This window comes from Williamsia sp., assembly GCF_036566845.1.
In the GTDB taxonomy this organism is placed as follows: domain Bacteria; phylum Actinomycetota; class Actinomycetes; order Mycobacteriales; family Mycobacteriaceae; genus Williamsia.
Genome location: NZ_DATCVM010000286.1, coordinates 19,949 through 35,706, shown reverse-complemented (window position 1 = coordinate 35,706; position 15,758 = coordinate 19,949). Strand labels below are relative to the sequence as shown.

The following is a 15,758-nucleotide window of genomic DNA, read 5'->3' as shown; positions in this document are numbered from 1 at the left end:
GACCGCCGTTCTTCATGACGATGTCGTCGGTCTTCGGAACCACCTTGCCGTCTTTAATGTCCCACACGGCTTTAATGATGTCGTTAACGCTTGTTTCGATCGTCGGATACAACAAGGACCTCCTCGGGGCGCTTACGCTCAGAGTCTAGATGCCGTGTCCGACATCTCTTGTGCCGCGCCACAACTGTTCGGGCCAAACGGCCGCACTAGCTCTTAGCCTGGATACACCGATCACGCGGTGACCGATAGCGGGTCGTAGACGCGAAATGCCCTGTCACAGTGGGAGAATTGGACTTCCTTCAGAACCAGTTCACACACAACGAAGGGCATCTCGCAGATGCAACTATCCCATACCCGCCCGGTGACGGCGGCGAGGTTCGACGACCCCAATCTCGTGTCGTATGCCGGACTGGTCCCGGTGATGGCGTTGGCCGAGCAGGCTGGGTTGCTGGATCTGGCCGATGAGCATCTGAGTGTGCCGACCGACAAAGGCGCACACCCCGGCCGCAAGATCGGATCGCTCGTTGCCGGCATGGTTGCCGGAGCCGACAGCATCGCCGATATGAATCGGGTTCGCCACGGTGCGATGGGCACCATCTTCGATCACCCGTACGCCCCGTCGACGTTGGGATCGTTCCTGCGGACGCTCACCTTCGGCCACGTCCGCCAACTCGACGCGGTCGCCTCACGAGTGCTGTACCCGCTGGCCGAACACACACCCGTCGTCGCCGGCATCGCCACCGAGCGGATGCTGGTCGATATTGACGACTCGATCATCGAAGTCCACGGCTACGGCAAACAAGGATACGGATACGGCAACTCCGGGGTGCGGGGATTGAACTCACTGATCACCACCGTCAGCACCACCAGCTCCGCACCGGTCATCACCGCCCAACGATTACGCAGAGGTGCGTGCGGATCGGCGCGGGGAGCCGCCCGCATGGTCGCCGACACCTTGAGCACCCTCGACCGGCTTCGCCTCGCCGCCACACCAATTGACAGTGCTGTGCCGCACCATAACTCGAAACCGCTCCTGCGAGCGGACTCGGCGTTCTACGGATATCCCACCATTGGTGCCGCAGTCTGCGGTGGCGCTGACGTGTCCGTCACGGTCGGGCTCAATGCGACCATCAAAGCTGCGATAGCGACGATCGCCGACGATGGGTGGACGCCGATCAAGTACACCAACGCCGTCTACGACGAGGAGTCCGGCCGCTGGTTTTCGGTCGCCGAAGTCGCGCAAATCCCGTTTACCGCCTTCGCTTCGCGAGCCAGGTCCCATCGCATTTCGGGGTGTTTGATCGTGCGCCGCATCCCAGACGTGCGACCCAAAAAGCAGCAGGGCCAGGGCGAAGTGTTCGATATCTGGCGGTTCCATGCCTTCACTACGACCGAGGCCGCGGACCTCGACACCGTCGCCGCGGACAAGCTTCACCGCCACCCGCGCCATCATCGAGCAAGTCCACGGCGATCTGAAGAACTCCGCACTCGCGCACCTGCCGTCGGGAAAGATGTGGGCCAATGCCGCCTGGCTGGTCTGCGCGGCGATCGCGTTCAACCTCACCCGCGCTGCGGCGACGCTGACCGCCGATCCACAATTGGTCAAAGCCACCACCGGAACCATCCGCGACGCCTTCATTTGCGTACCCGCCCGGATCGCTTCTTCGGCCCGAAAACTCACCCTGCACCTGCCCACCAGATGGCATCACGAACAATCCTGGATGACGCTGTTCGACAAGGTATTACGTCCACAAGTGTCACTGATCACCTAACGACCTGCACTCTGCCCGCCCGCAACGCGAAAGACCCAGTGAAACAACCCGACAACCCAGGTCGGACACTCACCCACGGCCGACACCCGCCCGAAGGCCCGCAGCAGAACTCACACAGCAATCAGCAACACATCGGTGCATCAAGGCTTAGTCCACCACCACGCCGTCGATGATCACAGCCGACTGGCGTACTCCGAGATACTCGGCGACGAACGCAAAGAGACCGCCGCTGCGTTCTTCGAACGCGCCAAAGCCTTCTACGCAACCCATCAGGTCACCATCAAAAGTGTGCTCATCGACAATGGATCCTGTTACCGCTCAAACCTTTTCAAACAAGCAATCGGACCAGACATCAAGCACAAACGCACTCACCCGTAGGGGCCGCAAACCAACGGCAAAGTCGAGCGGTTGCGTCATTACGTGGACACCGAGCATCCTCGCACTCAGGAGCCGGAAGCGCCTCTATGGCCGAGTCGGAAGAACGGCGGGGGACACCGTGCCGCCGGTCAGCGTTATGCGGTGCCGTTGGACTGGTCATAGCCGCTGGAGCTCGCAACTTTCACGAGAGACGGTGCTTGCCCCGGCTCTCGTGCAGGTGGGCCTGCCGGTGAGGCAAGTCCGCCACCGAGACAGAGCCCGCCGTACGAGGCGTCAGGGTCCACGACTTCGGGTGGCATACCTTTGCGACGATGCAACTTTCGGCGGGAGTGCACTTCATGCAGGTGTCCAAGTGGCTCGGGCACGGGTCGTGCACGCTCACCCTGAATACCTACGGCGATTGGATCCCCAAAGACGACGGCGGCGCAGCCAACAGCCTTCCGGAGCCGCCCTCAGCACTCGGCACCCCAGTGCAGGCCGAGCCGACGAACGTAATCCAGATGCTTGGTCGCTAGTTGCCAAAGGTGTCTATCGTCTGGGCCGACTTCCGCTGTTCATCGCCCTCGAACCACGCGAGTGTGATCGTCGCCTTCCTTGGCGATCCCATGTCCAAGCCCAGTGGCCAACCGCGTTCGCCATATGGCACCAAGTCGAACGCGTCATCGTCCTCGCGATAGGCAGTGTTCCCGAGTTCGCCGAAGTCGATGTTCATTCCCTCCGCTGTGACCTCAGGGCTCCGGTTGGTGACAATAAGGCGATAGTCGTGCCTGCCTCTGTTGACGACAGTCACGACGGGGATTGCATGCTGCTTCGGTAGTGGTGGCTCAGGAGAGGTGGGGGTTGTGGCGAGTGGCGACGTAGCCAACAACTTCGTTACGTCATGCTCAATCGCGGTGCGAATCTTGCGGCGTAGATCGTCATTGTCGCCGTAGTCGCCGATCAGACCTTCTTTGAAAAGCTGCTGCCTAAACTTTTCGAGGCGCGCCGCCTCTTTCAGCTGGCTACGATCGATAGGACCGTTCGAGAAGAAGACATGAACGTGCTTATCTGGTTGCGCTGACGCTCGCTGAATTTCTTCCGCAGTCCCGGAGACTGCGACATCTGTTGCCATACCTAACCGTGTATCGAAAAGCGCCATGACAATGTCTGCGCCGTCCACGAGTTGCCGGTTGATCACGTCTTGTCCGCTGCCCTTGCCAACGACCGGGACCGCGTCCGAGCGCCAGAATCGCGGGAGCAGTAAAGCGCCTGCGTTCTCGCCGCGTTCTCCGTTCCAGTCTGCGATCGCAAGTTTAACGGTTTCCACCTGTGAATCGGTGCCGCCAGGCGCCGATATCAAGACCTTGACGCCCTGTGCATTGAACATGACCGCTCAGTCCGCGGTTCTGGCAAAGCCGAAGGCCCACGCGGTTACTGTGCTGAGGCGCACTCGAAGGTAATCATGGACATACTGTTTGCTATTGGTCGCCATCGATGCTGGAGCGTTCGACATTGAGGAATATGCGTCCTTGAGCGTGATGGTGTTGCGCCGGGTAATCAGGTCTTCCCATTCGGATTCCTCGTAATCTTGGTCGTTTCGAGACTTGAGAACTTCTGCGGCCGGTTTTGCAAAGACTTTGTCGAACTCCGAATTGTGCCGACCTTGGTCCTTGTTGGGCGGGTTTCCCGACTCGTCTGTGGCCTCACGGATCCGTTTTGAAATGTCATCGAAGAAGAAGTTGTCAGGCGCCGTTCTGCCGGTGGCGAACCCCCAGGGCAGCCATAGCGTGACCGGCACGCCCCACCCCAGCATGTTCGCCCCGTTGGCCAGGCGCTGAAGCTGTGGATCTGGAGCCGCGAACCACTCCCTGACTTCGGACAGCTCTATAGCGCCGGGTGTGTAACGGGGAGGTGTCGGATCGTCTTCGCTCATTATCGGGATTCTGCCAGGGGGTGCCGACAAACCTGGGCGAGCCGCGCCGGTTGGGTAGCGCGGGGGTAGCACGGCGACCTGCGAATGTAGCTGAAAACCCTGCTACCTGGTGCCCCCGGTCAGACTCGAACTGACACTGGACGGGTTTTGAATCCGTTGCCTCTGCCAATTGGGCTACGGGGGCTCGTCGCAGAAGTCACTTTAGAGGACAGGCCTCACGCCAACCAAACCGGTACTGTTGCTTCACATCGAGGCGGGGAAAGTAGCGTGGTTTGCTGCTGGTTCGCGCCTGATGACCAGGCAATTTTCAATGTGGAGGTGGACTGATGGCGACAACGGACGCGATTGCAGCCAAGGATGGGGAGTCGGTTACCTCGACGTGTCGGGTTCTGGTTGCCGAGGACGACTCGTTGATCCGGATGGATCTGATCGAGATGTTGCGCGAAGAGGGCTATGACGTCGTGGGGGAGGCCCCGAACGGTCAGGTGGCGGTCGATCTCACCGAAGAGCTACGCCCCGATCTGGTCATCATGGACGTCAAGATGCCGATCCGTGACGGCATCGATGCCGCAGCCGAGATCGCTCGCAAGCGGTTGGCGGCAGTGGTGATGTTGACGGCGTTCAGTCAGCGGGAGTTCGTCGAGAAGGCACGTGATGCCGGAGCGATGGCGTATCTGGTGAAGCCGTTCACCAAAGCCGACTTGGTGCCGGCGATCGAGGTCGCGGTCAGTCGCTATAACGAACTTCATGTTCTCGAACGTGATGTTGCAGATCTGACCGAACGGCTGGAGATTCGCAAACTGGTGGAACGGGCGAAAGGCATTCTGATGCAGTCGCATGCATTCACCGAGCCGGAAGCGTTCAAGTGGATCCAACGGGCGGCGATGGATCGCCGAACCACCATGAAGGCGGTAGCCGAAGTGGTGATCGAGACGCTCGGCCCCAAGCCGAGCTGATCTAGGGCAGAACACTTTTCGGGGAAAAGTGGGCCCGATGCTGAATGGCCGAGGTCTCGATGAGATCACGGCATGCATCCAAGTGGGCCTAGTTTCACGAACGTTACTCGCGGGCAACACGTTGGCGCTAGCTTTACCGGAGCAAGCGTCGGTCGTATGCGTCGTTGAAGGCGCGCCGCGCTCTGTGCATGCACCGCGAGGAGAATATTGATGGCTCATAGATATCTCTTGAGGGGAACGGTTGCTCTCGCTGTAACCGCGTTGGCGTTGGCCGGATGTAGCAGTGACGACGATTCGTCGTCGGACGACGCGTCAGCAAGCGGATCCGCGACCACAACCACCACCGATTGTGGCGACAACGTCGACCAGGCGTCTCCGGGCCCGGTGGACACGTCCCCGTTGAAGATCGGCACGCTGCTTCCGGCGACCGGCTCGTTGGCATTCCTCGGACCGCCCATGTTCGCTGGTACCAAGCTTGCAGTTGCAGACGTCAACGCCGCGGGCGGGGTGCTCGACAAGCCCGTCGAAGAGATCGACGGCGACTCGGGTGACACCACCACCGACACCGCCAACGCCACTGTCGACCGCGAACTCGCGGCCGGCACCCAGGTGATCGTCGGTGCGGCCTCGTCCTCGGTGTCTCTGAAGGTCATCGACAAGATCGCCAGTGCCGGAGCTGTCATGTTCTCGCCGGCCAACACCTCCGATGAGTTCACCTGCTACGCCGACAAGGGCATGTACTTCCGTACCGCCCCTGCCGACACCTTGCAGGCCCAGGCCCTGGCCCAGGTCATCGCCGAAGGCGGCGCCCAGCGCGTCTCCATCCTGGCGATGAACGACCCGTACGGCACCGGCCTGGCAGACAACACCGTCTCCGACCTGGAAGCCGCCGGTGTCCCGTCCGACCAGATCCAGAAGATCATCTACGACCCCAACGCCCAGTCGTTCAACGCTGAGGTCGACCAGGTGAAGAACTTCAATCCGGATGGCATCGCGGTCATCGGCTTCGAAGAAAGCGCCAAGATCATCACCCGCATGAACGAGGTGGGAATCGGACCGAAGGACAAGCTCGTCTTCGGCGTCGACGGCAACATGGGTAATGCACTGGGTGAGTCGGTAGGCGCCGGCATCCTCGAGGGGATGAAGGGCACCACACCGCTGACCAAGGTGGGACCGGACTTCGAGGCCCGGCTCCTGGGCATCGACCCCGGCCTGATCGACTTCAACTACGCCGGTGAAAGCTATGACGCCGTGGTGATTTCGGCGCTTGCCGCTGAGACCGCGAAGTCGACCAACGGTCAGTCGATCGCTTCGGAGATCAACAATGTGACCAAGGACGGCACCAAGTGCACCACGTACGCAGAATGCCTGCCACTGGTCCAGGCCGGTACCGACATCGACTATGACGGTGTCACAGGCGAACTGTCATTCGTCACCGCGGGTGAACCGTCGATCGGTTCGTACGGCGTGCTGGAGTTCGGCCCCGACAACAAGCTGATCGCGCCGGTCGCCGACTTCAAGGTGGTATCCGACAACTGATCGCAGACAGCGACAGTCGAACAACCCAATAGGAAAGGGGCCCGGGTCGAAAGACCTGGGCCCCTTTCCTATTGGCGAGTCAGCTTCGGCTGGAAGCTGTCTCGACTACGACTTCTTCTCGGAGCTGCCCGCCAGAGTTCCCAGGTACAGCTCGATGATCTTGGGATCGGTGGCGAGGTTGGTGCCGGTGTCGGTGTAGGCGTTGCGCCCCTGATCGAGCACATACCCGCGATCGCAGATCTGAAGACAGCGACGGGCATTTTGCTCGACGAGTACAACGGACACCCCGGTGGCATTGATCTTCTTGATCCGGATGAACACCTCGTCCTGGAACATCGGCGACAGACCTGCCGATGGCTCGTCGAGCAGCAACACCGAGGGCTCCATCATCAACGCGCGACCCATCGCAACCATCTGGCGCTCGCCACCGGACAGAGCGCCGGCCTTGACCTTGCGGCGCTCAGACAGCAGCGGGAACAGCTCGGAGACGAACTCGAACCGCTCATTGAACTTCTTGGGACGCAGGTAGATCCCCATCTCCAGATTCTCTTCGATGGTCAGCGCCGAGAAGACATTCAACGTCTGCGGCACATAGCCGACACCCTTGGTCACCAAGACGTGAGCCTTCGCGGAGGTGATGTCGTCTCCGCGCAGCGTCACCGAGCCCACCCGCACCGGGATCAGCCCGAACAGCGATTTTAGAAGTGTCGACTTGCCGGCACCGTTCGGGCCGATGATGCCGACGATCTCGCCGTCGTCGAGATAGAAGTTGCAGCCCTCGAGGATGTTGATGCCGGGCAGGTAGCCGGCGGTGATGTCGTCGGCACGGAGCAGAGCGTTGACCGCCTGCTTTTGATGGACCTCGGGGGTCGCAGCGAGTTCAGCCGGGGTCAACTCACGATCTGGCTGTGTTCCACCGGATTTCGACAAATCAGGCCCACTCATGCCTCATCCTTTCGGTCCGGGTTCTCGGGTCGCTTCGTGTCGCCGGGCTTCTCGCCGGATCCGGGGACGATCGGTTCGGAGAGGTCGCCGCCGGCCTGCAGGGTTTCCTCGATCGCGGCCTCCACCTGTTCGGCCAGCAGTGCGGTGTCGCCGACGGGGTTGCCCTCGTCGTCGAATTCCAGTGCCTGATCGTGATGGCCGCCGAGGTAGGCGTCGACCACCGCGCTGTTGTCGCCGAGACGGTCGGGGAGTGATTCGGCGATGACCTTGCCCTGCGCCATCACCACCACCCAGTCGCTGATCTCGCGGATGACGTCCATGTCGTGTTCGACGAAGACCACACTCATGCCTTCGTCGCGGAGCGACTTGATGTGTTCGAGCAAGCTCTGGGTGAGCGCCGGATTGACGCCGGCCATCGGCTCGTCGAGCATGATCACTTCGGGATTGGTCATCAGCGCACGGGCCATCTCGAGCAGTTTGCGCTGACCACCGGACAGCGAGCCGGCATAATCGTCGGCCTTCTCATCCAGTTTGAAGCGCTTGAGCAATTCGTATGCGCGCTCGGTGGTTTCGGCTTCCTGCTTGCTCCACATCCATGGCAACAGTGCGGCGAACATGTGCTCACCTGTCTGATGGCGGGCACCGAGCCGGACGTTGTCGAGCACCGACAACTTCGACAGCGCCTTGGTCAACTGGAAGGTGCGGACCATGCCGTTGCGGGCAACCCGGTGTGGCACAACCCTTCCCATCTGATGACCGTTGAGAGCCCAGGTGCCGGTGTCTGGTTTGTCGAAACCGGTGATCAGATTGAAGAACGTGGTCTTTCCGGCGCCGTTGGGGCCGATCAGGCCGGTGATGCACCCACGCTGGATCTCCAGATGCTCGACGTCCACGGCCTTGAGGCCACCGAACGTGCGGGTGATCCCGTCGACGGTGATGATCGAATCGGGTTTGGCCGAGCCGGGCTCGGGTGACACCGATGCGAAGATCGCGGCGCGCTCGGCCTCGGAGAACCTCTTGAGTTCGGCGAGTGTGGCCGGGGTGCCTTCCTTGGTCAGGATGCCGGATTCGCCGGCGGGCACATCGTCGGAGGGTCCGGGTTTGAGATGACGTCCGTCAGGCATCGAGCTGCACCTCCCGCTTGTTGCCCAGAATTCCTTGCGGTCTGAACACCATCATCAGCGCAATCGCCAATCCCAACAAGACGTAGCGGATGGCGCCGACCTGCTGCTGGCTCAGATCGAACCACGCATCGGGACCGGAGGTGACCTGCCGGAGCAGGGCATCGGGGATCGCGAGCAGGAACCAGAAGAGCATCGCACCGACCACCGGGCCGAATACCGTTGCCGCACCGCCGAGAATCAACGCTCCGTACGCGAAGAACGTCTGCGCCGTCGAATAGAAGTCGGGGTTGATCGATTGGGTCTGTATCGCGTTGTAGACACCGGCGATACCGCCGATGCAACCACCGAGGATGAGTGCCTGCATCTTGTAGAGATAGGCGTTCTTACCGAGCGACCGGGCGGCGTCCTCGTCCTCGCGGACCGCCTTGAGCACCCGGCCCCACGGACTGCGGACGAGCAGCCACACCAGGAGGCAGAGCAGCAGCACGATCGACCAGCCGACAACCATGGCCCACAGGTCGGTGCCCTGGAACTTCACGCCGAAGTATGAGTACTGCTTGCCGTTCTCGAACGGGTTGTATTCGAAGAACCCACCGGCGTACCCGAAGATGCCGTTGGTGGAGTGGGTCAGGTCGTCGGCCGCGGTCGAGCGGAAGACCAGCCGCAGGATCTCCGACGCGGCAATGGTGACGATGGCCAGGTAGTCGGCTCGCAGGCGCAGGGTGGGGAAGCCGAGGACCAATGCCAGGACACCCGCAGCGATGATGCCGACGAGAGCGCCGATCCACAGGGGCTGGTCGTAGTTGTCGGCCATGATGCCGACGCCATACGCGCCGAGCAGCGCAAAACCGATCTGGCCGAAGTTGAGCAGTCCGGCATAGCCGAAATGCAGGTTGAGGCCGATGGCCAGGAGTGCGTAGAAGATCGCCGACGGGCCGACCAGCTGGGCAACCGAGATCTGAAGTGCCGAAATGATATCCATGAGTCAGCCGATCCTCGCTTTGGACCCGAGAATGCCCTGGGGTCTGATGGTGAGAATGACGATGAGGACCAGAAGGCCTCCGATGTACTTGAGGTCGGGATCTATCCAGTAGGTCGAGACCTGGACCAGCAGACCGACGATCACACAGCCGAGCAGAGCGCCGTAGGCCGTGCCGAGCCCGCCGAGGGTGATGCCGGCAAACATCAGCAGCAACAGTTTGAATCCCATCTCCCATTGGACGCGGCCACCGAGTTCGGACATCGCGAAGAGCACACCGCCGAGCGTGGCCAGCGCACCGGCCATCGACCACACGAACAGGATCACGCGATCGACGTTGATGCCGGAGGACGCGGCCAGGTCGCGGTTGTCGGCGACCGCTCGCATCGCCTTGCCGATGCGGGTCTTCTGAAGCATCACCGCCACCAGCAGGAGCACAACCAGGCTGATGATGATGCACCAGAGGTTGACCGGCGTGATGGCAAACGCGCCCGATCCGATCTGCTTCTGCACCTGATAGTCGTCGAGGGGCTCGGCGCGATCGGAGAAGAAGATCAGGATGAGGTAGCGCATGATCAGCGCGAGACCGATGGACACCACCAGCATCGCGATGAGTCCCGACCGTCTGCGCCGGAGCGGCCTCCAGATGCCCAGCTCGTTGGCCATGCCTATCCCGACACCGACGATGACCGCGAGGATTGTCGCCGGGATGAGCTGGATGCCCAATTTGACGTTGAAGAACCAGGTGACGACGGCGCCGAGGGTGACCAATTCACCGTGAGCGAAGTTGGTCAGGCCGGTGGTGCCGAAGATCAGGCTCAGACCCACGCCACAGATGGCGATGATGAGGCCGAATCGCAGGCCGTCGATGGTGAGTCGGGTGAGTTCTTCGGCCGCGGAGACCTCAGTGGCCGTTCGTTTCTCGCCGAACAGGAAGATCACGGGCCGTGGCGATCCCGGTGTGACCGTGACCTCCACGGTGTCCCGTTGGACCTCGACCCCACTCGGGATCGTGGATTCGACGATGGTGACGGAGTAGTTGCCCGGCGGCACGAACACTTCCCAGGCGCCGGTCGCCGCGGAGACGGTCGACTGGACAACCGCGCCCGCCGGGTCCTTCGCATCGACCTGGACGCCGGCAACGGGTTCAGAGCCGTTGCGCAGGGTTCCGAACACTCGAACCGTGTCGTCGGCCGGAGCCTCTGGAGCCGCGGAGGCCAGGCCGGAGCCCATCAACCCGGCGAACATGAAAGAGACGAGCAGGGCAAGCAACCCCGCCGCGCCCCATCTGGCTCCAAAGACCCGTACCCGTTGAGCAGGATGGGGCATCACGCGTGCGTCCTCCCGAAGATGGTCAGTGCCCGACGGTCTGCCGGGCGGCGGAAAGTCATCTTTTCGGGACTCTATAGCCAGTGAAGGCCGTCGGCAGGTTTTCTAAGTTTCCTCGCCGTAACCGTTGAGTAACTGTGACTGTGACCTGGTGGAACAGGCCTCAGACCTCGAAAAACAGTGGCAAATCACGAATTTCTGCCCCGTATCGCAAGGGCTGTCGGCCCCGCTCCATACACTTGGACCCGTGAGTCCTGCCCAGATCAGTCAGCCCGGCCGTGCAACGGCGAAGTCCGCAACCGAATCGGGCGATCGCCCTACCCTGATGTTGCTCGACGGTCATTCACTGGCGTACCGAGCGTTCTTCGCGCTCCCCGCGGAAAACTTCAAGACGGCGTCGGGTCAGACCACCAACGCGGTCTACGGATTCACCTCGATGCTCATCAACCTGCTGCGCGACGAGACACCCACACACATCGCCGCAGCGTTCGATGTCTCCCGCCAGACCTTCCGCGCCGAGTTGTTCCCCGAGTACAAGGCGCAACGCAGTGCGTCCCCCGACGAGTTCCGCGGGCAGGTCGACCTGACCAAGGATGTCTTGGGCGCCATGGGAATTCCCGTCTTCGCCCAGGAGGGTTACGAGGCCGACGACATCATCGCCACCCTGACCACCCAGGCCGAGGCCCAGGGTTACCGCGTGTTGGTGGTCACCGGAGACCGCGACTCGCTGCAGCTCGTCAGTGACAACGTCACCGTGCTCTACCCGGTCAAGGGAGTGTCCGACCTGACCCGGTTCACACCCCAGGCGGTCGAGGCAAAGTACGGCCTGACGCCCGCTCAGTACCCCGATTTCGCGGCGTTGCGCGGCGACAAGTCCGACAACCTGCCGGGCATCCCCGGTGTCGGAGACAAGACCGCCACCAAGTGGATCGTCGAATACGGTTCCCTGGCAGGGCTGGTGGACAACGTCGACAAGGTCAAAGGCAAAGTGGGCGAGGCACTACGGGCGCATCTGGCCAGCGTTCAGATGAACCGACAGCTCACCGAGATGATCCGCGACATGCAGCTGCCCGCCGGACCGGACGATCTGGCGGTGGCTCCGTGGGATCGCGACAAGATCCATCAGCTGTTCGACGACCTCGAGTTCCGGGTCCTGCGGGATCGGCTGTTCAGCACACTGACGTCGTCGGAGCCGGAGGCGGAATCCGGTTTCGATCTGCGTGGCAGCTTCCTGGGTGCCGGCGAGGTCGCGGCATGGTTGGCAGCGCACGCCGCACCGGGAACCGGGCGCTGCGGGCTCACCGTGATCGGACCTCGCCAGGTCTACGGTTCCGATGTCACCGGTATCGCCATCGCCGCACCAGACGGCGAATCGGCGTACTTCGATCCTGCCGAGATCGGACCCGACGACGAGACCGCCGTGGCGCAATGGCTCGCAGATGTCAACGTACCCAAGGCGATTCACGAGGCCAAGTGGGCGTTCCATGCCTTGCGGGGACGTGGATGGCAACTCGGTGGCGTCACGAGTGACACCACACTGGCGGCATACCTCCTGCTGCCGGGACAGAGGTCGTTCAACCTCGACGACCTCGCCCTGCGCTATCTCAAGCGTGAACTCGTGGCCGATGCCGTGGCCGACAACGGTCAGATGTCGTTGCTCGACGAGGACTCCGGCGCTCAGGCCGCGGCCGACCAGGCGATGTTGCAGGCGCAGGCGGTGGGCGAGCTGGCCGAGCGGTTCGACGCAGACCTCGCCGAGATCCACTCCGCGTCGCTGCTCACCGACATGGAGTTGCCGCTGCTGTTCGTGCTGGCCGAGCTGGAGGCCGCCGGTATCGGCATCGACACCGCGCACCTGGAGGAGCTGGAGTCGGGCTTTGCCGCGCGCGTCCGCCAATCCGCGGAGCTGGCGTACGAGGTGATCGGTGAACAGATCAACCTCGGATCGCCGAAGCAGCTCCAGGTGGTGTTGTTCGACAAGCTCGACATGCCCAAGACCAAGAAGACCAAGACCGGCTACACCACCGACGCCGACGCGCTGGCCGGCCTCTTCGAGAAGACCGGTCACCCGTTCCTCGAGCACCTGTTGGCCCATCGCGACGCCACCCGGCTCAAGGTCACCGTCGACGGATTGCTCAAGACCGTCTCCGACGACGGCCGCGTCCACACCACGTTCAACCAGACCGTCGCCGCGACCGGCCGGTTGTCATCGACCGACCCGAACCTGCAGAACATCCCGGTGCGCACCGACGCCGGCCGTCAGATCCGCCATGGCTTTGTGGTGGCCGATGGCTACGCGAGCCTGATGACCGCCGACTACAGCCAGATCGAGATGCGGATCATGGCGCACCTGTCCGGCGACGAAGGCCTGATCGAGGCCTTCAACACCGGCGAAGACCTGCACAGCTTTGTCGGGTCGCGGGCGTTCGGTGTGCCGATCGAAGAGGTCACCCCGGACATGCGGCGGCGGGTCAAGGCGATGAGTTACGGCTTGGCGTACGGGTTGAGTGCGTTCGGGCTGTCGCAGCAGCTCAAGATCAGCACTGGCGAGGCCAAAGATCAGATGGAGGCCTACTTCACCCGATTCGGTGGCGTGCGCGATTACCTGCGCGAGACCGTCGAGGAAGCACGCCGCAACGAGTACACGTCGACCCTGTTCGGTCGCCGGCGCTATCTGCCCGACCTCAACAGCGACAACCGGCAACGCCGGGATGTCGCCGAGCGGGCCGCTCTCAACGCGCCGATCCAGGGCACCGCCGCCGACATCATCAAGGTGGCGATGATCGACGTGCAGAAGTCACTCGCCGAACAGAACCTGCGATCGCGGATGCTTCTGCAAGTTCACGACGAACTGGTCTTCGAAGTCGCAGATGGTGAGCAAGACCGACTCGAAGAGCTGGTCAGGGCGAAAATGGGTGGCGCCATCGGGTTGTCGGTGCCGCTCGATGTGTCGATCGGTTACGGCAGATCGTGGGATGAAGCCGCGCACTGAAAATAAATCCTGCGAGCGTGTCGATCTGGTCGACGCTTGTTCGACGTATGGGTGAGGGCAAGAGAACGAACCTCGTAACCAACCACCGAATGAGGAGAAGACAATGCGATTCATGATGATCATGCGCGATACGCAGGAAGCTATCGACGCGAGCAAAGAAATCCCCTTCGACGAGATCATCGCGGCGATGGGTGCCTACAACGAGAAGCTGGTCAAGGCCGGTGTGCTGCTGTCCGGTGAAGGACTCTCGGACGCGTCCGAAGGTATCGTCGTCGACTTCAACTCGGATCCGCCGGTGGTGACCGACGGACCGTACGCCGAGGCCAAGGAGCTGTTCAGCGGCTTCTGGATCATCGAGGTCTCCAGCAAGGAAGAGGCCGCCCAGTGGGCTTCGCAGTGCCCGCTCGGTAAGGGCAGCAAGCTCGAGGTGCGGCGCGTCCACGGCCCCGAGGACTTCCCGGCGGACAACGAATGGATCCAGAAGGAAGAGCAGTGGCGCGAAGAACTGGATCAGAAGTCGCACTGAGCCGTTGACGAGCCGATCCGACGCCATCGTCCGCACCATCGATGCGGTGTGGCGGATGGAGGCCGCGAAGATCATCGCCACCGTCTCCAGGATGGTCGGCGATGTGGGCCTGGCCGAGGATCTGGCACAGGAAGCGCTGGTCGAAGCGCTGTCGACATGGCCGGAGTCAGGTGTCCCGCGTAATCCGGGCGCCTGGCTCACGACCGTGGCGAAACGCCGCGCCGTGGACGGCTGGCGACGCCAGGAGCGCCTGGACGCGAAATATGCCGCCATCGCCCGCGACCTCGACACCCGGCCCGACGCCGAACTCGGCTGGGATCCGGACGCCATCGACGACGACGTCCTGCGGTTGGTATTCGTCTCCGCGCACCCGGTTCTGGCGCGTGAGGGCCAGATCGCGCTCACCCTGCGAGTGGTCGGCGGCCTGACCGCCGCCGAGATCGCACAGGCATTTCTGACCTCCACGGCAACCATCCAGCAGCGCATCGTGCGGGCGAAGAAGACGCTGAAGGCCGCGAACGTACCGTTCGAGGTGCCGCCGCGGGAGGACTATCCGAAGCGGCTGTCCGCGGTGCTCAGTGTCATCTACCTGGTGTTCAACGAGGGCTATTCGGCGTCGTCCGGTGATCGCTGGATCCGCTCAGAACTGTGCACCGAGGCGCTGCGTCTGGGACGTGTGCTCGCGGAGCTGGTCCCCGCGGAACCAGAGGTGCATTCACTGGTGGCGCTGATGGAGTTCCAGGCGTCGCGTTTCCGCGCGCGGGTCGACGCGGACGGGACCCCGATCCTGTTGTCGGACCAAGATCGCAGTACGTGGGATCGGGCCCAGATCGGCCGTGGCACTGCGGCTCTCGCTCGTGCCGATGCCTGCGGCCGCGGTCGCGGACCCTACGGGCTGCAAGCTGCGCTGGCGCAATGTCATGCCACGGCGGCCACGGCCCAGGACACCGATTGGCACCGCATCGTGGTGCTCTACGAGGCACTGGGTCGACTCGCGCCGTCGCCGGTGGTCGACCTCAATCGGGCGGTGGCGGTGTCGATGGCTTCGGGACCTGGCGAGGCGCTGGAGATCATCGACGAACTCGTGGAGGGCGGAGCGCTGGCGCGTTGGCATCTGCTGCCCGCGGTCCGCGGCGAGCTCCTGGCACGTCTGGAGCGGTACCCCGAGGCGCGGGCCGAGCTGCAGAGGGCCGCAGACATGGCCGGAAACCAAAGGGAGAGCGAGGTTCTGCGAGCCAAGGCGGATCGGGTGGGCGACACGTTCGGTCAAAACCGTTGACTGAATGGGTCCGGGCAGTAGTGTGGT

12 protein-coding genes, 1 tRNA gene and 2 pseudogenes are annotated in these 15,758 nt (G+C 62.6%); 8 read left to right on the top strand and 7 right to left on the bottom strand.

Annotation, left to right across the window (positions count from 1 at the left end; genetic code table 11):
* The first annotated feature begins 337 nt into the window (after nt 1-337).
* From VIQ49_RS28555 to VIQ49_RS28545, 3 genes and pseudogenes are all read left to right on the top strand, one after another.
* Nucleotides 338-1,772: pseudogene (locus VIQ49_RS28555) on the top strand (IS1380 family transposase).
* Between the two features lie 156 nt (nt 1,773-1,928).
* Nucleotides 1,929-2,147: pseudogene (locus VIQ49_RS28550) on the top strand (IS481 family transposase); the annotation flags it as partial.
* Between the two features lie 314 nt (nt 2,148-2,461).
* Complete coding sequence (locus VIQ49_RS28545) at nt 2,462-2,665, top strand: hypothetical protein (RefSeq protein ID WP_331890490.1); 204 nt, start codon at nt 2,462-2,464, stop codon at nt 2,663-2,665.
* Here the strand turns inward: VIQ49_RS28545 and VIQ49_RS28540 are convergent.
* From VIQ49_RS28540 to VIQ49_RS28530, 3 genes are all read right to left on the bottom strand, one after another.
* Nucleotides 2,662-3,516: a hypothetical protein gene (locus tag VIQ49_RS28540; protein WP_331890488.1), complete on the bottom strand. Its 855-nt coding sequence runs from the start codon at nt 3,514-3,516 to the stop codon at nt 2,662-2,664. The genes VIQ49_RS28545 and VIQ49_RS28540 overlap by 4 nt on opposite strands.
* 6 nt (nt 3,517-3,522) lie before the next feature.
* Entirely contained in the window at nt 3,523-4,062 is a 540-nt protein-coding gene (locus VIQ49_RS28535) for a hypothetical protein (protein WP_331890486.1), read from the bottom strand.
* A gap of 107 nt (nt 4,063-4,169) precedes the next feature.
* Nucleotides 4,170-4,246: transfer RNA gene (locus tag VIQ49_RS28530), tRNA-Leu, on the bottom strand.
* A 142-nt stretch (nt 4,247-4,388) separates the two neighbouring features.
* Here VIQ49_RS28530 and VIQ49_RS28525 point away from each other — a divergent pair.
* Both VIQ49_RS28525 and VIQ49_RS28520 read left to right on the top strand, forming a co-directional pair.
* The gene (locus VIQ49_RS28525) at nt 4,389-5,018 is read left to right on the top strand and encodes an ANTAR domain-containing response regulator (protein WP_331890484.1); all 630 of its coding nucleotides are present in this window, start codon (nt 4,389-4,391) and stop codon (nt 5,016-5,018) included.
* A 210-nt stretch (nt 5,019-5,228) separates the two neighbouring features.
* The gene (locus tag VIQ49_RS28520) at nt 5,229-6,557 is read left to right on the top strand and encodes an ABC transporter substrate-binding protein (protein WP_331890482.1); all 1,329 of its coding nucleotides are present in this window, start codon (nt 5,229-5,231) and stop codon (nt 6,555-6,557) included.
* Nucleotides 6,558-6,662: 105 nt separating this feature from the next.
* Here the strand turns inward: VIQ49_RS28520 and VIQ49_RS28515 are convergent, their stop codons facing one another.
* Genes VIQ49_RS28515 through VIQ49_RS28500 form a run of 4 tightly spaced genes read right to left on the bottom strand, consistent with a single transcriptional unit; the run spans nt 6,663 to nt 10,853 of the window.
* Nucleotides 6,663-7,502 carry an ABC transporter ATP-binding protein gene (locus tag VIQ49_RS28515; RefSeq protein ID WP_331890480.1) on the bottom strand — a complete coding sequence of 280 codons (840 nt, stop codon included), beginning with the start codon at nt 7,500-7,502 and terminating at the stop codon, nt 6,663-6,665.
* Nucleotides 7,499-8,626 (bottom strand): ABC transporter ATP-binding protein, encoded by a 1,128-nt coding sequence (locus tag VIQ49_RS28510; RefSeq protein WP_331890478.1) that lies wholly within the window; start codon nt 8,624-8,626, stop codon nt 7,499-7,501. Before VIQ49_RS28510 ends, VIQ49_RS28515 begins: the two co-directional genes overlap by 4 nt.
* Nucleotides 8,619-9,608, bottom strand: coding sequence for a branched-chain amino acid ABC transporter permease (locus VIQ49_RS28505; protein WP_331890476.1), 990 nt, complete (start codon nt 9,606-9,608; stop codon nt 8,619-8,621). Before VIQ49_RS28505 ends, VIQ49_RS28510 begins: the two co-directional genes overlap by 8 nt.
* A 3-nt stretch (nt 9,609-9,611) precedes the next feature.
* Nucleotides 9,612-10,853 carry a branched-chain amino acid ABC transporter permease gene (locus tag VIQ49_RS28500; RefSeq protein WP_331890496.1) on the bottom strand — a complete coding sequence of 414 codons (1,242 nt, stop codon included), beginning with the start codon at nt 10,851-10,853 and terminating at the stop codon, nt 9,612-9,614.
* A 328-nt stretch (nt 10,854-11,181) separates the two neighbouring features.
* Here VIQ49_RS28500 and polA point away from each other — a divergent pair, with 328 nt between their 5' ends.
* The 3 genes from polA (at nt 11,182) to VIQ49_RS28485 (ending at nt 15,731) form a co-directional block, all read left to right on the top strand.
* Nucleotides 11,182-13,926, top strand: a complete 2,745-nt coding sequence (gene polA / locus VIQ49_RS28495) for a DNA polymerase I (RefSeq protein ID WP_414731734.1) — start codon at nt 11,182-11,184, stop codon at nt 13,924-13,926.
* Between the two features lie 103 nt (nt 13,927-14,029).
* Nucleotides 14,030-14,452 carry a YciI family protein gene (locus VIQ49_RS28490; RefSeq protein ID WP_331890474.1) on the top strand — a complete coding sequence of 141 codons (423 nt, stop codon included), beginning with the start codon at nt 14,030-14,032 and terminating at the stop codon, nt 14,450-14,452.
* A 55-nt stretch (nt 14,453-14,507) separates the two neighbouring features.
* Nucleotides 14,508-15,731, top strand: coding sequence for an RNA polymerase sigma factor (locus VIQ49_RS28485; protein ID WP_331890492.1), 1,224 nt, complete (start codon nt 14,508-14,510; stop codon nt 15,729-15,731).
* Nucleotides 15,732-15,758: the final 27 nt, after the last annotated feature.